Origin of the sequence: Rossellomorea aquimaris TF-12 (assembly GCF_001648555.1) — a bacterium.
Classification (GTDB): domain Bacteria; phylum Bacillota; class Bacilli; order Bacillales; family Bacillaceae_B; genus Rossellomorea; species Rossellomorea aquimaris.
In genome coordinates this window covers 548,993-568,947 of sequence record NZ_LQXM01000029.1, presented here as the reverse complement: position 1 = coordinate 568,947, position 19,955 = coordinate 548,993, and the positions used below count along the sequence as shown (strand labels likewise).

Genomic DNA, 19,955 nt, shown 5'->3' with positions numbered 1-19,955 from the left:
CAAAGTATATGAGTGAATTAATAGCTGAAGTCGAAGATTTAAAGCTTATCATTTTTCAATTGGTAGATAAGGAATATGCTATTCCAGTAAATCAAGTTCGCTCCATTGAGAAATTAGAGCATATTACAAGAGTTCCAAAAACACCTTCTTATGTTAAGGGAGTCATAAACTTACGTGGTGTTGTTACGCCTATTATCGACTTAAGAAACCGCTTTGATCTAGCTCCTGTTGAACCATCTGAAAGTACCCGTGTTATTATTGTAGGTCTGGAGGATAAGGAAGTCGGATTAATAGTTGATGCGGCAAACGATGTCCTTGACGTTAAAAAGGATCAAATCGAGCCGTCTCCAGAAGTGGTAGGGATTGAGGAAGCAGAATACATTGGCGGAGTAGTGAAACAGAATAGAAGATTACTCATTTTACTTCACTTAGATCGAGTACTCCAATCTCTATAAAAGGAACGGTTAATTATGGGATACGAAGAAAAAATATCAAACATGCACTTAGATATTTTAAAAGAAATTGGAAATATAGGGGCAGGTCATGCAGCTACTGCCCTATCTACTTTATTGGATAAAAAGATTGATATGAAGGTTCCGAGTGTCAAGATTGTTTCATTTGATGGAATGATGGATATGGTTGGAGGTCCAGATAATGTAGTGGTAAGCGTTTTCCTTAGGATTGAAGGCGATGCCCCTGGAAGTATGTTTTTCTTATTACCTCTTAAACAAGCCTCTTCCTTCATTCAATCAATGATACAGGATGATACATTTTCATTTGATGAACCGCCTTATTCAGATTTAGGGTTATCTGCAATGCAAGAGTTAGGTAATATTCTTTCCGGCTCCTACCTTTCTTCTTTATCTGATTTCACTAAGTTAAACCTCTTACCTTCAGTACCTGCTTTATCTGTTGATATGGTGGGAGCTATTATTGGTTTTGGATTATTGGAAATATCACAAGAGAGTGACTATGCAATTGTAGTGGATACTGCATTAAAAGATGATGAAAATCTAAATTCTGAGAGTGTAAAAGGGCACTTTTTCTTATTACCTGATCCAGACTCTTTTGAAATCATTTTTAAAGCATTGGGTGTAAATGAATGATAGAGCTTACTACAGTCGTAAAAGTTGGAATAGCTGACTTGAACATTGCTGATCGTGGTGGTTCAATCCGTACATCGGGGTTGGGTTCATGTGTAGGGGTCGTTTTATATGATGAACTAATCCAGCTAGCTGGTATGGTACACGTCATGCTCCCAAGCTCAAATGCTTCTAAAGAAAAAACTCTGAATCTTGCAAAATATGCAGATACCGGTATCGACGAGCTTATATCTCAATTAAGGAAAAGAGGAGCTAGTTTACAAAGGTTGAAGTGCAAGTTAGCTGGTGGTGCTCAAATGTTTCAGTTTTCCTCGAAGAGTGATGTCATGAGAATCGGTCCAAGAAATATTGATGCAGTGAAAAAGGCACTATCCAATCATAGCATACCTGTTTTAGCAGAGGATTTAGGTGGAAATAAGGGAAGAACGATTGAATTTTTTACATCTACGAATATTCTTCAAGTTCGTACTGTAAATGAAGGAATAAAGGAGCTGTAATGAAAATGAAAGGAACAATATTTTGGAATTCATGGTTTGCTATAATTAGTTTTACATTCTATTTTATGTTGTCCTTTCATCCTGATTACCCGAATAAAATAATCATGGAATCGCTCATTTATGCTTTTCTTTCATTTATATTCATGTACCTCATTAGGTGGAGTTTATCGTCTATTATGGATAATAACTCAACTGAAAAACATGACCATAATCCGAATTCGGTGGAAAATGCTGTTCAAGAGTCTTTAACGGATAAATCAAGAACGGATGAAAGTGAACAAATTGCTGCCATTGTTAAAAAAATGATGGCAGAAGAACAGAGATAATATTGCTTTTTTGGATAAGTTTTGTTGTCGGAAAAGGTGGTTCACCACCTGTCAGGAGTGAAAGAAACAGCTAGATTTAACAGAGCTTTAGAAAAAGGTATCGCTATGAAACAAATTTAAAAATAAACAGTAAGGAGGAGTCTCATGTCTCAGCAACCCCCTCGAACCGATGAACAACAATATTGGGAAAAATGGATAGAAAATCGTGATACCGAAGCAGGTGACATGTTAGTTAAAAAATACATGCCGTTAGTTTCGTATCATGTTCAGCGTATTTCCGTAGGGCTACCAAGAAACGTCTCGAGAGAAGATATAAAAAGTCTTGGGTTGATGGGATTACTCGATGCACTTCAAAAGTTTGATCCTTCAAGGGATTTAAAGTTCGATACATACGCTTCATTTCGGGTAAGAGGAGCAATTCTGGATGGTCTTAGAAAAGAAGATTGGCTACCAAGATCCACTAGAGATAAGGCTAAAAGAATTGAAGCTAAAGTCGTAGAATTAGAGCAAAAATTACTAAGACATGTATCGGCTGAAGAAGTAGCAAGTGCGTTAGAGATGTCTCCTGAGGATGTTTACCAAACGACGAATGAACATTTTTTTGCCAATGTACTATCCATCGATGATCAGCTTACAGATGACGATCATGATACTCAAACCTACTCTTTGAAAGATGACAAGATGATTTCTCCTGAAGAAGAAATCGTAAAGGGTGAAAGAATAACTGAATTGGAATCAACAATTCTGAAGCTTTCTGAAAAAGAACAACTTGTGTTAAGTTTATTTTATAAAGAAGAATTAACATTAACAGAAATAGGAGAGGTCATGAAGCTATCAACATCTAGGATCTCACAAATACATTCCAAAGCCATTTATAAATTACGTAATTTACTCAGCTCATAACCTTCTCATTGAAATGAGGGATTTCCATGAGTCTTAAGGCAATCGAGATGCAAGTAGCTCTGCCTAGAACGTTTGAGGCAGGAAAAGCTGCTCAACAAAATCAGGAACAAAATCAACTCCTCCAAAGTGCAGTAGCCCTTGAAATGGAGAAAGAGTTAAAAAAGAAAAGACAATCTGTTAAACAGGCTGATGCAAAAGGGGATGCTACTCTTCATCAAGAAAAATCAAAACAGAAGCATTCTAGTGAAAAAAGCCCGAGATCAGATAGTCAGGCTCAATTAAAGCCTGGGAATCCTCATCCATTTAAAGGAAAGAGTATTGATTATTCTGGTTAATAGTTAGATATAGCTGCCATAAAGACTGTTCCTAAGAGGAAGATTTCATTTAAAGGGGCAGTCTTTTTCTTTGCTGCTTTCGAAAACTTTGTTGCTTTTTAAAAAAGATTGATGGTTGATTTCCAATTCAGATGCCCGATTTCCGGGGGAGGTCCTGCCTGTATAAGTATCACCTGTGTAGTTCAAGGCTTATGACCTCGTGTTAAGACCCTGTATTTTTCCGACTGTCCTACTTCTCCTGTAGGAATTGATCAACAATCATTGCAAATAGAGCATTGTCATTAGCAACTACTAAAATTTGAATGAGGTGATATATTGACAACTTTTTTACTGTTCCTTTCATTTCTTCTCAACATCATTTCTCTCCTTGGTATTGTTATCTTATTTACTAGACAAAATCGTGTTTCAGACATAGAGAAAAAACAAGAAAAAATAATGAAGGAAATGGAAGAGGTCATTTCCACTTATCTTCTGGAAATGAAAGAAGAGAACGAAAGCTTTCTACAAAATCTTGAGAATCGTCCTTCTAGTCAAGGTTCGGACATGAGGCCCTACGAAATCTCTAATGAAGGTCCTATTAGAGATAAAAAGGGTTATCCAGAGAATAACAATAGTATAAAAAATAGCAGCTTTAATCGTATACACGCTGCGAAAGCATATAAAAACCCCATTACTCCTCTCGGCGATGATGATGGTTCAGAAGACAGAGGGGTTAATGGAAAAGAACCAGAATTAGAAGAAAAGGACCTTTCTCATCAGGTCCTTACCATGAAAAATAAAGGATTATCCATAGAAGAAATAGCGAAAAGGGTAGGGAAAGGCAAGACGGAAATAGAGCTTCTTATAAAATTCCGTCAAAAAATGTAGGAAGTTCTTGATTGCCTCAACAAGGTATGCTATAGTATTCATGGTGTGATTACACACGTTTCTCGATTGAAGTAGATGGTGCTATATTTAATAGTTTCTACCTCAAGATGACAGAAGCGGAGGAGAAAAAGAAAAACCATTAGGAGGAAACACACATGTCAGTAATTTCAATGAAACAATTGCTAGAAGCTGGTGTACATTTCGGACACCAAACTCGCCGTTGGAACCCAAAAATGAAGAGATACATCTTCACGGAGCGTAACGGTATCTATATCATCGACCTTCAAAAAACAGTTAAAAAGGTTGAAGAAGCGTACAAATTCGTTAAAGAATTAGCTGGTAACGGCGGTAAAGTTCTTTTCGTTGGAACAAAAAAGCAAGCACAAGAGTCTGTTAAAGAAGAAGCAGAACGTGCAGGTATGTACTACATCAACCAACGTTGGTTAGGTGGAACACTTACTAACTTCGAAACAATTCAAAAGCGTATTTCTCGTCTTAAAGAAATTGAGAAAATGGAAGAAGACGGAACGTTTGAAGTACTTCCTAAGAAAGAAGTAGTTCAACTTAAAAAAGAACATGAACGCTTAGTTAAATTCCTAGGCGGTATCAAAGATATGAACACGCTACCTGATGCATTATTCATCATCGATCCTCGTAAAGAGCGTATCGCTGTAGCGGAAGCTCGTAAACTTAATATCCCTATCGTAGGTATTGTCGATACGAACTGTGATCCAGACGAAATCGACGTTGTTATTCCTGCGAATGATGATGCAATTCGCGCAGTTAAGCTTCTTACAGGTAAAATGGCAGATGCTATTTTAGAAGCGAAACAAGGTGAAGAAGCAGCTGTAGCAGCTGAGTAATTCAAGAAAGGTGATAAGTGGGGCTTACCCTTATCACCTTTTTTTAAAGAGTATTCTAAGTGCTAACTTATTTTAAGCTCTAGCACATTTATGACTAAGCCTTAAATGTGGTAAAATGAGCAGGAGGTTTTTCCCTCGTTTTACGAAACATTTCTTAAGAAGCTAATGTCTACATAGTAAATTTAAGGAGGAAATCCACTATGGCAATTACTGCACAAATGGTTAAAGAACTTCGTGAAAAAACTGGCGCTGGTATGATGGATTGTAAAAAAGCGTTAACTGAAACAGATGGTGACATGGACAAAGCAATTGACTTCCTTCGTGAAAAAGGAATCGCGAAAGCAGCGAAAAAAGCTGATCGTATTGCAGCCGAAGGAACAACTTACATCGCAAGTGAAGGAAACACTGCAATTATCTTTGAAGTGAATGCTGAGACTGATTTCGTTGCGAAAAACGAAAACTTCCAAAGCCTTGTAAAAGAACTAGCTGATCACTTACTTGCTAACAAACCTTCTTCTGTTGAGGAAGCTCTAGAGCAAAAAATGACAAATGGTTCAACAGTAACTGAATTCATTAATGCTGCCATTGCTAAAATTGGTGAAAAAATCACCCTGCGTCGTTTTGAAATCCGTACTAAAGGTGAAAACGCTGCGTTCGGTGAATATCTACACATGGGTGGCCGTATTGCTGTTCTTACAGTAGTAGAAGGCACAACTGATGCAAGTGTAGCAAAAGATGTTGCGATGCATGCTGCAGCATTAAACCCTAAGTATGTTTCTCGTGACCAGGTTTCTGCTGAAGAAGTAGAGCGTGAGCGTGAAGTTCTAAAGCAACAAGCGTTAAATGAAGGAAAGCCTGAAAATATCGTTGAAAAAATGGTAGAAGGCCGCCTAGGTAAATACTTTGAGGATATCTGTATCCTTGATCAAACATTCGTTAAGAATCCAGATCAAAAAGTACGTCAATACCTTGAAGCAAATAAAGCCACTTTAACTGATTTTATCCGTTACGAAGTTGGTGAAGGTCTTGAAAAACGTCAAGATAACTTTGCTGAAGAAGTAATGAGCCAAGTTAAGAAATAATGTAAACTGATTGAGTTAAACATTTCTTAGTAGGGAACACCTAGCGTGTTCCCTATTTTTCAAGAAAAATTCTAAATACATATGGAGGTTCCTATGAGCGTTCCTAAGTACAAACGTGTCGTTCTTAAACTAAGTGGAGAAGCTTTAGCTGGTGATGATGGCTTTGGCATTAATCCTTCTGTCATAAAAAATGTTGCAGAAGAAGTAAAGGAAATTGCAGAGCTTGGAGTAGAAGTAGCAGTTGTAGTTGGCGGAGGCAATATCTGGCGTGGTAAAATAGGAAGTGAAATGGGAATGGATCGTGCGTCAGCAGACTATATGGGTATGCTTGCAACGGTTATGAATTCCCTTGCTCTTCAAGATAGCCTCGAGCACCAAGGGATTGAGACAAGGGTTCAAACATCTATTGATATGCGTCAAGTAGCTGAACCTTATATCAGACGTAGAGCAATCCGTCATTTAGAGAAAAAGCGTGTTGTAATTTTTGCAGCAGGTACAGGTAATCCTTATTTCTCTACTGATACGACCGCGGCACTTCGAGCAGCTGAAATTGAAGCTGAAGTGATTCTTATGGCAAAGAATAATGTAGATGGTGTATATTCAGCAGATCCGAAGTTAGACGAAACAGCAGTAAAGTATAATGAACTTTCCTATCTAGATGTTTTAAAAGAAGGTTTAGCTGTAATGGATTCAACCGCCTCTTCTCTCTGTATGGACAATGATATTCCACTTATTGTATTCTCTATTATGGAGAATGGGAATATTAAAAGAGCAATTACTGGTGAGAATATTGGGACAATCGTAAGGGGGAAATCTTAATGCCAAACACAATAATAACCAATGCAAATGACCGAATGACAAAAGCAATTCAAACATTTTCTCGTGAGTTAGCTAGTATCCGTGCCGGTAGAGCAAATGCCTCTCTACTTGATAAAATAACGGTAGATTATTACGGTGCGCCAACTCCGGTAAATCAATTAGCAGGAATCTCAATTCCAGAGGCTCGTATGCTTGTAATCCAACCATACGATAAATCAGCTTTGGGAGATATTGAAAAAGCAATTTTAAAATCAGATTTAGGAATTACCCCTACGAGTGACGGAAACATTATTCGTATTGTAATTCCAGCATTAACTGAAGAACGCCGTAAGGACCTTGTAAAGCTTGTTAAAAAAGAAGCTGAAGATGCAAAAGTTGCAATTCGTAATATTCGACGAGATGCAAATGATGATTTAAAGAAAAAAGAAAAAAATGGAGATATCACAGAAGATGATCTTCGTGGCTATTCAGATGACGTTCAAAAAGCGACAGATGAAAACATTACAAAAATAGATAATATTGCAAAAGATAAAGAAAAAGAAATTTTAGAAGTATAACTTTTATAATCTAATCTTAAGGGGCTGACCTATAAGTGAAATCAAATTCCTTATTGGGCAGTCCTTTTGTTTTGACATCATTGATTTAAAGAAGTACATATTCAATTTTCTAGAAGATATCTTTCTGTTTTTTTGATATGATAGTAAAGGTAAATATTTTTTGGATTGTTGGTGGAGGATTTTTTATGCTAAACAAGCTTAAACAATGGAAACGGCAGCAGGGCTCAGATAGCTTTGAAGAACGTTTTCAAGAATTAGTCAAACACCCTATACCGGGTCATATAGCCATTATTATGGATGGAAATGGACGCTGGGCTAAAAAAAGAGCTTTACCCAGGGTTGCGGGTCATCATGAAGGAATGAAATGCGTTAGGCGAATTACGAAATTAGCTAATGAACTGGGTGTAGAAACCTTAACTTTATATGCTTTTTCTACAGAGAATTGGAAGCGTCCAAAAATGGAAGTGGAATTTCTCATGAAGTTACCAGAAGAATTTCTTGGAACCTTCTTGCCTGAATTAATTGAAGAAAATGTTCAAGTCCGAATGATGGGTTCAACAGGAGCGCTTCCATCAAATACAACAAAAGCTGTTACAAAAGCAATGGAGGAAACCAGGCATAACGATGGTCTCATTTTAAATTTTGCTTTAAACTATGGAAGTCGCTCTGAAATTATTGATTCCATGAAGCATGTCTTAAAAGATGTTCAAAATGGTATACTAGATGAAAATCAAATAAATGAGGAAGTTTTTTCAAGTTATTTAATGACTAAAGATTTAAAAGACCCTGACCTACTTATTCGTACCAGTGGAGAAATCCGTTTAAGTAATTTTATGCTTTGGCAATTAGCTTACACGGAGTTCTTTTTCACCGATGTACTGTGGCCGGATTTTGGTAAAGAGCAACTTACTGAAGCAATAGAAGCATACCAAGGTCGTTCGAGAAGATTTGGTGGGTTACAAAGTGAGGAATCATAATGAAACAACGAATTATTACAGCAGTTGTCGCGGCGGCAGTCTTTCTACCGATTATACTATTTGGTAAGACTCCATTTATTATTTTAATGTACCTAATTGCTTCCGTTGGACTTTACGAAGCATTAAAGATGCGTGGACAATGGATTTTAACAATTCCAGGTTTATTATCATTAGCTTTACTATGGGTGTTTTTGATACCAGAGGACTACATAGGGATTATTCAGGATTTTGGATATTCTAAACTTGAACTTGCATTTATTGCGGTAATCTTATTTCTAACTTATACAGTTGCAACTAAGAATCGCTTTACCTTTGATGATGTTGGTTTCTCTTTACTTAGTATTCTCTATGTAGGAATCGGTTTTTATTATTTTATCGATACTCGCTTAGAAGGAGTTCAATACGTATTTTATGCGTTGTTCATTATTTGGGCAACAGATTCAGGTGCATATTTCATTGGACGAGCTATCGGTAAAAAGAAGTTATGGCCAGAAATCAGTCCAAATAAAACGGTAGAAGGGTTCATTGGGGGAATAGTATGTGCCATTATAGTAGCTATACTCATGACCTTCTTTACTGAATTGGATATGTCGATTCCTAAGCTAGTGATTGTGACAGCCATATTGTCTATTTTTGGGCAAGTCGGAGATTTAGTTGAATCTGCATTAAAGCGACATTACAAAGTAAAAGATTCAGGGAGTTTATTACCTGGTCACGGTGGAATATTAGATCGTTTCGACAGTCTATTATTTGTTTTACCCCTTCTTCACTTCCTTAGCAATCTATAATTGGTGAAAGGGTTTGAAATGGGAGGAGTGCGGCGTTTGAAAAAAATTAGTTTAATGGGTGCTACTGGCTCAATAGGAATACAAACATTAGATGTGCTGAGAGAGCATCCTGAAGAATTTAAACTTGTAGCTTTATCAGTTGGTAAAAATATTATAGAAGCAAGAAAAATGATTAACGAGTTTACCCCAAGCCTTGTCTCTGTTCAATTGAAAAAGGACGCAGATCAACTTATAAGAGAATTGCCATCTTCGGTGAAAGTTTTATATGGAGAAGAAGGGTTAGTTGAAGTGGCTTGTCATCAAGATGCGGATATCCTTGTAAATGCCGTTCTCGGAAGTGTTGGTTTATACCCAACATTAAAAGCAATCGAAGCAGGTAAAACGATTGCTATCGCAAATAAAGAAACTCTTGTAACAGCTGGTCACCTTGTGATGGATGCTGCCAAATCGAAAGAGGTTACTCTACTTCCAGTAGATAGTGAACATTCAGCTATTTTCCAAGCCCTTCAAGGTGAACAGGAGAAAAATATCGAAAAATTAATTATTACTGCATCAGGTGGTAGTTTCAGAGACCGAACAAGGGAAGAGTTAGTAGGAGTGTCAGTGAAGGAAGCATTGAATCATCCTAATTGGTCTATGGGAGCAAAGATTACTATTGATTCAGCCTCTATGATGAATAAGGGTTTAGAAGTGATAGAAGCTCATTGGCTTTTTGATATCCCATATGAAAAAATAGAAGTTCTGCAACATAGAGAAAGTATTATCCACTCTATGATTCAATTTCATGATTCTTCTGTAATGGCACAATTAGGAACACCGGACATGCGTGTGCCAATTCAATATGCCTTAACATATCCTGACAGACTCCCTAGACCTAACGGAAAAAGATTAAACTTAGCTGAAATTGGACAACTTCATTTTGAAAAAATGAACTATGAAAGATTTCGTTGTTTACATTTTGCCTATGAAGCAGGTCGCATAGGAGGAAGTATGACAACGGTTTTAAATGCAGCTAATGAAGCAGCTGTCGCTTTGTTCTTGGATAATAAAATAGCTTTCCTTGAAATCGAAGAAGTTATTGAGAAAGCCTTAAATTCTCATGAAGTTATACATAGGCCAGATCTTGAAACCATTTTGACGATCGATAAACAAACTCGTAGTTCAATCACAAATGGAATTTAGAGTGTGAGGCTTGGTCATGTTTAGATTGTTTTTGACGTAGTATAATAATGCACAGTATTTTAATTTCAAAAACGTTATTATTTAAATCTGTTCGAAACAGGTTAAAAAAAGGTGGTTTTATATTTTGCAAACAGTGATTGCCTTTATTGTTATTTTTGGAGCATTAGTATTTTTTCATGAACTAGGTCACTTAATCTTTGCAAAGCGGGCTGGGATATTATGTCGAGAATTTGCAATAGGATTTGGACCTAAAGTTTTTTCTTACAAGAAAAATGAAACAACCTACACAATACGTTTATTGCCACTTGGAGGCTTTGTTCGCATGGCAGGAGAAGACCCTGAAATGATTGAATTAAAAGCCGGGCATCGAGTTGGATTAGTGTTAGGTGAAAATGAAAAAATCAAAAAAATAATCTTAAATAACAAGGATCGCTATCCGAATATTCGAGTCATAGAGGTGGAAAAAGCAGATTTAGAACACAGACTTTATATTCGGGGATATGAAGAAGATGAAGAACAACTAAAAACCTTTGATATTTCTAAAGAAGCAGTTTTTGTTGAGGATGGAGTAGAAACTCAAATTGCTCCTTGGGATCGTCAATTTGCTTCGAAGTCTCTTCCACAACGTGCCTTGGCCATTTTTGCTGGTCCATTGTTTAACTTTGTTTTAGCTTTTTTCATTTTTGTTCTGGTTGGTCTTTTACAAGGGGTACCAACAAATGATCCCGTACTTGGAAATTTAACAGAAGATGGGGCAGCAAAAGAATCAGGCTTACAAAAGAATGATATTGTACGAAGTATTGATGGTAACGAGATAACTACCTGGGAAGATATTGTATCCATTATTCAGAAGCATCCTGGGGATGAACTTCGATTTAACGTCGAACGAGATGGTACAATGGAGGAAATTCCAGTAACACCTAAACCTCAGGAAATAGAGGGCAAAGAAATAGGTATTATAGGGGTTCATAGCCCAGTGGAAAAATCACCATTAAAGGTCGTAACAAATAGTGGACAACAAACATACGAATGGACAAAAATGATTTTTGTCCTCCTCGGTAAACTGGTTTCTGGAGAATTTTCAATTGATGCCCTTTCAGGCCCGGTAGGAATCTACCAGTCAACGGATGTAGTTGCTAAATCCGGAATCTTTTATTTGATGAGATGGGCAGCTATCTTAAGTATTAACTTAGGAATCATGAACCTGCTCCCTATACCAGCACTTGATGGTGGAAGGCTGATGTTTTTTGCAGTTGAAGCGGTACGTGGGAAACCAATTGATCGCCAAATGGAAGGGATGGTCCACTTTATCGGATTTGCTCTTCTAATGGTCCTAATGCTTGTTGTAACATGGAATGATATTCAACGATTCTTTCTATAAAAAGATGAACAGAGAGTTAAAGGACTCTCTGCTAAACATTCATAAACGTAATAAAACATCTAACTATTCAGGAAAATACCTACTCTTCGGTATTTTCTTAGCAGGGTAGATCAAGAAAGTATTACGAAAAATACCTGATAAAAAGATAATCATCAACTAGTCTTTTTATTAAGGAAGTCGTTCATGAGAATGGAGTACTTCACTCCGTTCTTTTCTTGTTCAACTACTTATTGATAAAAAATTCTAAATAGTAACAGAGGTGCTAATAAATGAAGCAACGTAATACCATGATTCCTACTTTAAGAGAAACACCTGCCGATGCGGAGGTTAAAAGTCATCAACTTCTCCTTCGTGCAGGCTACATAAGACAAAATGCCAGTGGGATTTATAGTTTTTTGCCACTTGGTAAGAAAGTATTAAAGAAAGTAGAAGATATAATTCGCGAAGAGTTAGATGCAGCTGGTGCAGTTGAACTCTTAATGCCAGCATTACAGCCATCTGAGCTTTGGAAAGAATCTGGTCGTTGGGGAACTTATGGACCAGAATTGATGCGTATGAACGATCGTCATAATCGAGAATTTGCCCTTGGTGCAACTCATGAGGAAGTTATAACAAGTTTGGTGAGAGATGAAGTTAAGTCATATAAGCGCCTGCCTTTGACACTTTATCAAATCCAAACAAAGTTTAGAGATGAAAAGCGTCCTCGGTTCGGATTGCTTAGAGGAAGAGAGTTCATCATGAAGGATGCCTATTCTTTCCATGCTTCAAAAGAAAGTTTAGATGAAGCCTATGATAAATTGTTTCAAGCATATTCCAATATATTTACACGTTGTGGATTAAACTTTAGAGCGGTAATTGCCGACTCTGGAGCGATGGGTGGTAAAGATACTCATGAATTTATGGTTCTGTCTGAGGTGGGAGAAGATACCATTGCCTATTCAGATTCATCTGATTATGCTGCGAATATCGAAATGGCTGAGGTTATTGATTGTTACACTGAATCCAGTGAAGATCTACAAGAAACAGAAAAGGTTTCTACACCAGATCGTAAAACAATCGAAGAAGTTGCATCCTTCCTAAAAATAGAAAAAGAACGATGTGTTAAATCACTACTGTTTAAAGTCGACGATGAATTTATCTTAGTTTTATCCAGAGGTGATCATGAGATTAATGATATTAAATTAAAAAATGAGTTAAACGCACAGGTGGTAGAGATTGCTTCTCCTGAAGAAACAAAAGAAATCTTAGGTTGTGAAGTTGGATCGATTGGTCCTTGTTCTTTAGATGAAAAGGTAAAAGTCATTGCAGACCAGGCTGTGAAATATATTCGAAATGGTGTTTGTGGCGCAAATGAAGAAGGGTACCACTTCCTAAATGTTAACCCAGAACGGGATTTTACCGTTTCTCAATATGCTGACCTTCGTTTTATAAAAGAAGGAGATGCCTCACCGGATGGACAAGGGAAGATTGTTTTTGCTAAAGGAATCGAAGTAGGTCATGTATTTAAACTAGGTACACGATATTCAGACGCAATGAATAGTACTTTCCTTGATGAAAACGGAAGGGCACAATCCATATTGATGGGGTGCTATGGTATTGGGGTTTCAAGAACTTTGGCGGCAGTAGCGGAACAATTTAATGACGAAAATGGTTTAGTTTGGCCGACAAACTTAACACCTTACGACCTTCATTTGATCCCAATTAACATGAAGGACGACCTTCAATCATCACTAGCGAACGAATTGTATGAAGAATTTAAAAGTAATCGTATAGATGTACTGATGGATGATCGTGCTGAGCGTCCAGGTGTAAAATTCGCTGATTCTGATTTGATTGGGCTCCCTATTCGTATTACAGTTGGGAAAAAAGCCGGCGACGGAATTGTAGAAGTGAAAGTTAGAAAAACTGGAGACATGCTGGAAGTACACAAGGATGATTTACTGGCGAAAATTCAGGAATTGCTTCAATCCTAAATAGAACGGGCTAGACTTTATAAGGGTGCAATATCCTTAGCTGTCAGCCCTTTTCTTTTGTAAAGGCTCTTTTCGTATAGATTATTCGATGACTACAATATAAACGAAAAGAATTAATTAAAATAGAAATGGGGGAGAAAAAGAATGGAAGAAAAGTCCCTCGGTAAAAAAGAGAGGTTTCAATTGTTGTTACAACAATTGGGGTTAACAGAGGACGCATTTGTAAAATATTTTCACAACGCTGAAATTGAAAAATTAACAGTATATCGTGCCGAGAAAAAATGGCATTTTCATTTTGTTATTGAAGAACTTGTGCCATGTAAAGTATGGTCTGAATTTTCTATGAAGTTACAGGCTTCTTTTAAGCATATCGCTAGCGTGAGTTTCAGCATGAGAGCAATAAATCCCAATGTGACAGAGAAGCACATTTTAGAATACTGGTCTGAATGCGTAAAGGAAATCCAGGGTATTTCTCCACCACTATTAAAATTACTTACCACTCAGCAACCTAAAATAAATGGGAATAAAATCATCGTCAATGCTTCAAATGATACAGAGGCAACTCAGTTGAAGCGGAAATATGGGGATATGATTACTTCTATATTCGAGAATTTTGGATTTCCCAGATTAATTTTAGATGCTGAAGTTGCTCAAATCGAAGAGCAGACAAGTGATTACGAAAAATTCCTTGAAGAAAAACTAAAAGAAGACCAAGAAAGGGCACAACAAGCTCTTGTCGAGATGCAGAAGGCAGAGAAAGAAGAAGCCTCAGGTGTACCAAGTGGTCCGTTTATGCTAGGTCTTACCATTAAAGACGATGCTGACTTCCGTAAGATAGAAGAAATTTATGACGAGGAAAGACGTATTGCCATTGAGGGATATGTATTTGACTGTGAAACACGTGAATTACGTAGTGGTCGAACGTTATTAACTTTTAAAGTAACTGATTATTCAAGCTCAATTCTAGTTAAGATGTTCTCCCGTGATAAAGAAGACGCAGCGATTATGAACAGTATGAAAAAAGGTATGTGGGTTCGCTGTCGTGGTAGTATTCAAAATGATACCTTTGTCCGTGACTTAGTCATGATTGCAAATGATGTAAATGAAATCAAGCCCGTCTTACGCTTAGACACAGCTCCGTCGGATGAAAAGAGAGTTGAGCTTCATATGCACACTCCAATGAGTCAAATGGATGCTGTTTCATCAGTTAGCAGCCTTGTGGCTCAGGCGAAGAAATGGGGGCACAAAGCTGTAGCCATTACAGATCATGCAGTAGCTCAGTCTTTTCCGGAAGCCTATAGTGCAAGTAAAAAGAATGATATTAAGCTTCTATATGGAGTTGAAGCAAATTTAGTAAATGATGGAGTTCCTATTGCTTATAACGACAGTGACCGAAACCTTGAAGAAGAAACATATGTTGTGTTTGATGTAGAAACTACCGGTCTTTCTGCTGTATATGACACAATTATCGAGCTTGCTGCGGTAAAAATTAAAGATGGGGAGATTATTGACCGCTTTGAATCATTCTCTAATCCCCACCATCCATTGTCGGCTACTACTATCGAGTTAACAGGGATTACAGATGAAATGGTTCAAAACGCGCCTGAAATCAATGACGTTTTACATGATTTCTATAAGTGGGTTGAGAACGATATATTAGTGGCACATAATGCTTCTTTTGATATGGGATTTTTAAATGCAGGATATAAAAAAGCTGAGTTGTCTAAAGCATCTAACCCAGTCATTGATACGTTAGAGTTAGCCAGACTCCTTTATCCACAATTTAAAAATCATCGACTCAATACGCTTGCCAAAAAATTCGATGTTGAATTGACCCAACATCACCGTGCCATTTATGATGCAGAAGCAACAGGGTATCTCCTGTTAAAAATGCTCAAAGATGCCACGGAAAAAGGAATCACTAATCACAATCAGTTCAACGATTATATGGGGAAAGGCGATTCTTATAAGCGTTCTAGACCATATCATTGTACGTTGATTGCTCAAAATGAAGAGGGCTTAAAGAACCTATACAAGTTAGTATCTATCTCCCATATGAATTACTTTTATCGTGTTCCAAGAATTCCTCGGTCACAACTTCAAAAATATAGATCAGGAATTCTTGTTGGTTCAGGATGTGATAAAGGTGAAGTATTTGAAGGAATGATGCAAAAAGGAAAAGCAGAAGTTGAGGGCATTGCTCAATTTTATGATTATTTAGAAGTACATCCCAAAGCGGTATATCAACACTTAATAGAGCTTGACCTCGTCCAGAATGATCGAAACTTAGAAGATATCATTCAAAATATTGTTGAGCTTGGCAAGGAAATAAACAAACCTGTTGTTGCTACCGGTAACGTTCATTACCTAAATGAAACGGATAAAATCTATCGTAAAATATTAGTTAGCTCTCAAGGTGGGGCCAATCCTTTAAATAGACATGAGCACCCAGATGTTCATTTTCGAACGACAAATGAAATGTTAGATGCTTTCTCATTTTTAGGAAAAGAGACGGCAAAAGAAATCGTCGTGGAAAATACCAATAAAATAGCTGATTTGATTGATGTCATTAAGCCAATTAGGGATGATTTATATACTCCTAAAATCGAGGGCGCTGATGAAGAGATGCGGAGAATGAGCTATGAGATGGCAAAGAGTATTTATGGAGATGACCTGCCGGAAATTGTTGAAGCAAGACTGGAAAAAGAATTAAAAAGTATCATTGGTCACGGTTTTGCAGTCATTTATCTGATTTCCCATAAACTGGTGAAAAAGTCTTTGGATGATGGATACCTTGTAGGATCCCGTGGGTCTGTTGGATCTTCTTTTGTTGCCACCATGACTGAAATAACGGAAGTAAATCCTTTGCCGCCTCATTATGTTTGTCCTGCCTGCAAAAAATCAGAGTTCTTTGACGATGGTTCAGTAGGATCTGGTTTCGACTTGCCAAATAAAGATTGTCCTGATTGCAGTCAGCCATATCGAAAAGACGGACATGACATTCCATTTGAAACCTTCCTTGGCTTTAAAGGAGACAAAGTTCCTGATATCGATTTAAACTTCTCAGGGGAATATCAACCAAATGCCCACAATTATACGAAAGTATTATTTGGAGAGGATAATGTATATCGAGCAGGAACAATTGGTACTGTTGCAGAGAAAACAGCCTATGGTTATGTAAAAGGATATGCAAATGATCATCAATTACAAATCCGAGGTGCGGAAGTCGATCGATTGGTTAGTGGATGTACAGGTGTGAAAAGGACAACAGGTCAGCACCCTGGGGGAATCATTGTTGTCCCGGACTATATGGATATTTATGATTTTTCACCTATTCAATTTCCTGCCGATGATTCTAGCTCAGAATGGAAGACGACTCATTTCGACTTTCACTCGATTCATGATAACTTATTAAAGCTTGATATATTAGGGCACGATGATCCAACAGTCATTCGAATGCTTCAAGATTTGTCAGGAGTCGATCCTAAAACGATACCGACAGATGATCCTGAAGTGATGAAAATCTTCAGTGGCACTGAATCTCTTGGTGTAACCGAAGATCAGATCATGTGTAAAACCGGGACATTAGGAATACCTGAATTTGGAACGAGATTTGTTCGTCAAATGTTAGAAGATACCAAACCGACAACGTTTTCAGAACTCGTTCAAATCTCCGGTCTGTCACACGGTACAGATGTATGGCTTGGGAATGCTCAAGAGCTTATTCATAATAATACGTGTAATTTAAGTGAAGTAATCGGTTGTCGTGATGATATTATGGTCTACCTCATATACCAAGGTCTTGAACCTTCTTTGGCATTCAAAATAATGGAGTTTGTTCGTAAAGGGAAAGGACTTCAGGATGAATGGGTAGAAGAAATGAAAAAGAATGGTGTACCAGACTGGTATATCGACTCTTGCTTGAAAATCAAATACATGTTCCCTAAAGCCCATGCTGCTGCTTATGTATTGATGGCAGTTCGAATAGCGTATTTTAAAGTTCACCATGCACTTCTATATTATGCTGCGTATTTCACCGTACGTGCAGAGGATTTTGATATTGAAGCGATGGTCAGGGGCTCACAAGCTGTCAGAGCGAAAATTGAAGAAATCAATGGCAAAGGGCTGGATGCTTCCCCGAAAGAAAAGAACACGTTAACTGTTTTAGAATTAGCTTTAGAAATGTGTGAAAGAGGATACAAATTTCAAAAAGTAGATCTCTATCGATCTCATGCTTCAGAGTTTATCATAGATGGGGAATCATTAATTCCACCATTCAATTCTATCCCTGGATTAGGGACGAATGCGGCAATTAATATCTGTAAGGCGAGAGAACAAGGAGAGTTCCTCTCAAAGGAGGACCTTCAACAAAGAGGTCGTGTCTCCAAAACGATTATTGAGTATCTTGATAATCATGGCTGCCTTGAAGCATTACCAGATAAGAATCAACTTTCCTTATTCTAGCCTACTGTCAAGGGAATTGTTTGCATAAAAATGATGATTATGGTATATTTTTATTGGAAATACTAAAGATAGCTCTAAAGTTAGAAGAGTGGGGTCGCACCCCACTCTTTCGTTATTACATGGAGATTTTTTGAACTAATATTTCTAGTCTTGGTGCAAGATTTTCATATAAACCAGGAGGTAAGTATGAGCAAAATAACAACACTCGTAGAAGAACTTGTTACACCAATCTTAGAAGACATGTCATTAGAACTAATTGATATGGAATACGTAAAAGAAGGATCCAATTGGTTTCTTCGCGTATTTATTGATAAGGATCAAGGTGTTGACATTGAAGAATGCGGAATAGTAAGTGAGCGCTTAGGTGAAAAACTAGATGAACTCGATCCAATTCCTCACAATTATTTTCTTGAGGTTTCTTCGCCTGGAGCTGAACGTCCTTTGAAAAATGATAAGGACTTTGAAAAAGCTATTGGTAAAAACGTATTTGTAAAAACGTATGAACCATTAAACGGTGAAAAAGCTTTTGAAGGTACACTTCTTTCCTACACTTCAGAACAATTACAACTTGAAGTAACAATTAAAACAAGAAAAAAGAAGGTTGAAATTCCAACAGATAAAATAGCTATTGTAAGATTAGCTGTTACATTTTAATAGGGAATAACCGCACTAAGAAGGGGGATGACACCAACATGAGCACTCAGTTATTAGATGCTCTTACTTTTTTGGAGAAAGAGAAAGGCATCGCTAGAGATGTCATTATTGAAGCAATTGAAGCTGCGTTAGTTTCAGCATATAAACGTAACTTTAATCAGGCACAAAACGTCCGTGTAGACCTTAACCTAGATACAGGTACTATGAGAGTTTTTGCTCGTAAGGAAGTAGTAGATGAGGTTTTTGACTCCCGTCTTGAAATCTCAGTTGAAGATGCTGGAGAAATCAATCCAAGTTATGAAGTAGGCGACGTAGTCGAGTTAGAAGTTACTCCGAAGGATTTCGGTCGTATTGCTGCTCAAACGGCTAAGCAAGTAGTCACTCAACGTGTACGTGAAGCAGAAAGAGGAATTATTTATTCTGAATTTGTTGACCGTGAAGAAGATATTATGACAGGTATTGTTCAACGTCAAGATAATCGTTTCATTTATGTGGCGTTAGGAAAGATTGAAGCTCTTTTACCGGTTAGTGAGCAAATGCCAAATGAAACATACAAGCCTCATGACCGAATCAAAGTATTTATTACAAAAGTTGAAAAGACAACCAAAGGTCCTCAAATCTTTGTATCAAGAACTCATCCAGGGTTATTGAAGAGATTGTTTGAAATTGAGGTTCCTGAGATTTTCGACGGAACAGTTGAAATCAAATCTGTTGCACGGGAAGCTGGAGATCGCTCTAAAATTTCTGTTTACGCTGAAAATGAAGAAGTAGATCCAGTGGGTGCATGTGTTGGAACTAAGGGAGCTAGGGTACAGGCAATTGTGAATGAGTTAAAAGGTGAAAAGATCGATATTGTCCAATGGTCTGAAGATCCTGTTACATTCGTAGCAAATGCATTAAGCCCATCTAAAGTATTAGATGTTCAAGTGAATGAAGATGAAAAGGCGACAAGAGTCATTGTTCCTGATTATCAGCTGTCACTGGCTATTGGAAAACGTGGTCAAAATGCACGCCTTGCAGCCAAGTTAACCAACTGGAAAATTGATATAAAAAGTGAAGCAGATGCACGTGAATTAGGTTTATATCCTCGCGAAGATTCCTTTTTACCTGACGAGAAGGAAGAAGAGTATGATATGGACGAACCTTTAAATATTGATTTTGATAATCAAGATTAAGTGGTGAGC

General features: G+C 37.4%; 19 protein-coding genes. All 19 read left to right on the top strand.

Annotation, left to right across the window (positions count from 1 at the left end; all coding sequences use genetic code 11):
* The first annotated feature begins 8 nt into the window (after positions 1-8).
* The 19 genes from IQI_RS16365 (at position 9) to nusA (ending at position 19,946) form a co-directional block, all read left to right on the top strand.
* The gene (locus IQI_RS16365) at positions 9-455 is read left to right on the top strand and encodes a chemotaxis protein CheW (RefSeq protein WP_064093693.1); all 447 of its coding nucleotides are present in this window, start codon (positions 9-11) and stop codon (positions 453-455) included.
* Positions 456-470: 15 nt separating this feature from the next.
* Positions 471-1,106 (top strand): chemotaxis protein CheC, encoded by a 636-nt coding sequence (locus tag IQI_RS16360; protein ID WP_064093692.1) that lies wholly within the window; start codon positions 471-473, stop codon positions 1,104-1,106.
* Entirely contained in the window at positions 1,103-1,600 is a 498-nt protein-coding gene (locus IQI_RS16355; protein WP_064093691.1) for a chemotaxis protein CheD, read from the top strand. The genes IQI_RS16360 and IQI_RS16355 overlap by 4 nt, the downstream gene beginning before the upstream one ends.
* A 5-nt stretch (positions 1,601-1,605) precedes the next feature.
* The gene (locus tag IQI_RS16350) at positions 1,606-1,926 is read left to right on the top strand and encodes a hypothetical protein (protein WP_156509933.1); all 321 of its coding nucleotides are present in this window, start codon (positions 1,606-1,608) and stop codon (positions 1,924-1,926) included.
* A 144-nt stretch (positions 1,927-2,070) separates the two neighbouring features.
* Positions 2,071-2,829 (top strand): FliA/WhiG family RNA polymerase sigma factor, encoded by a 759-nt coding sequence (locus IQI_RS16345; RefSeq protein ID WP_064093689.1) that lies wholly within the window; start codon positions 2,071-2,073, stop codon positions 2,827-2,829.
* Positions 2,830-2,855: 26 nt separating this feature from the next.
* A complete protein-coding gene (locus tag IQI_RS16340; protein ID WP_064093688.1) occupies positions 2,856-3,164 on the top strand; it encodes a hypothetical protein in 309 nt (102 codons plus the stop codon).
* Between the two features lie 315 nt (positions 3,165-3,479).
* Positions 3,480-4,031, top strand: a complete 552-nt coding sequence (locus tag IQI_RS16335) for a hypothetical protein (protein WP_064093687.1) — start codon at positions 3,480-3,482, stop codon at positions 4,029-4,031.
* Positions 4,032-4,186: 155 nt separating this feature from the next.
* Entirely contained in the window at positions 4,187-4,894 is a 708-nt protein-coding gene (gene rpsB / locus IQI_RS16330) for a 30S ribosomal protein S2 (RefSeq protein ID WP_064093686.1), read from the top strand.
* Positions 4,895-5,094: 200 nt separating this feature from the next.
* A complete protein-coding gene (tsf, locus tag IQI_RS16325) occupies positions 5,095-5,976 on the top strand; it encodes a translation elongation factor Ts (protein ID WP_064093685.1) in 882 nt (293 codons plus the stop codon).
* 93 nt (positions 5,977-6,069) lie between these two features.
* Entirely contained in the window at positions 6,070-6,795 is a 726-nt protein-coding gene (gene pyrH / locus IQI_RS16320) for a UMP kinase (RefSeq protein WP_064093684.1), read from the top strand.
* The gene (gene frr, locus IQI_RS16315) at positions 6,795-7,352 is read left to right on the top strand and encodes a ribosome recycling factor (protein ID WP_064093683.1); all 558 of its coding nucleotides are present in this window, start codon (positions 6,795-6,797) and stop codon (positions 7,350-7,352) included. Before pyrH ends, frr begins: the two co-directional genes overlap by 1 nt.
* Positions 7,353-7,537: 185 nt before the next feature.
* A complete protein-coding gene (locus IQI_RS16310) occupies positions 7,538-8,329 on the top strand; it encodes an isoprenyl transferase (RefSeq protein WP_064093682.1) in 792 nt (263 codons plus the stop codon).
* Positions 8,329-9,117 carry a phosphatidate cytidylyltransferase gene (locus IQI_RS16305; protein WP_064093681.1) on the top strand — a complete coding sequence of 263 codons (789 nt, stop codon included), beginning with the start codon at positions 8,329-8,331 and terminating at the stop codon, positions 9,115-9,117. The genes IQI_RS16310 and IQI_RS16305 overlap by 1 nt, the downstream gene beginning before the upstream one ends.
* Positions 9,118-9,153: 36 nt before the next feature.
* Positions 9,154-10,299, top strand: coding sequence for a 1-deoxy-D-xylulose-5-phosphate reductoisomerase (gene dxr / locus IQI_RS16300; protein WP_064093680.1), 1,146 nt, complete (start codon positions 9,154-9,156; stop codon positions 10,297-10,299).
* 124 nt (positions 10,300-10,423) lie between these two features.
* On the top strand, positions 10,424-11,680 hold the full coding sequence (rseP, locus tag IQI_RS16295; RefSeq protein ID WP_064093679.1) for an RIP metalloprotease RseP: 1,257 nt from the start codon (positions 10,424-10,426) through the stop codon (positions 11,678-11,680).
* A 269-nt stretch (positions 11,681-11,949) separates the two neighbouring features.
* Entirely contained in the window at positions 11,950-13,653 is a 1,704-nt protein-coding gene (locus IQI_RS16290) for a proline--tRNA ligase (RefSeq protein ID WP_064093678.1), read from the top strand.
* A 144-nt stretch (positions 13,654-13,797) separates the two neighbouring features.
* Positions 13,798-18,117, top strand: coding sequence for a PolC-type DNA polymerase III (locus tag IQI_RS16285; RefSeq protein ID WP_064093677.1), 4,320 nt, complete (start codon positions 13,798-13,800; stop codon positions 18,115-18,117).
* 186 nt (positions 18,118-18,303) lie between these two features.
* Positions 18,304-18,771 carry a ribosome maturation factor RimP gene (rimP, locus tag IQI_RS16280; RefSeq protein WP_064093676.1) on the top strand — a complete coding sequence of 156 codons (468 nt, stop codon included), beginning with the start codon at positions 18,304-18,306 and terminating at the stop codon, positions 18,769-18,771.
* Between the two features lie 38 nt (positions 18,772-18,809).
* Positions 18,810-19,946: a transcription termination factor NusA gene (gene nusA, locus IQI_RS16275; protein ID WP_064093675.1), complete on the top strand. Its 1,137-nt coding sequence runs from the start codon at positions 18,810-18,812 to the stop codon at positions 19,944-19,946.
* Positions 19,947-19,955: the final 9 nt, after the last annotated feature.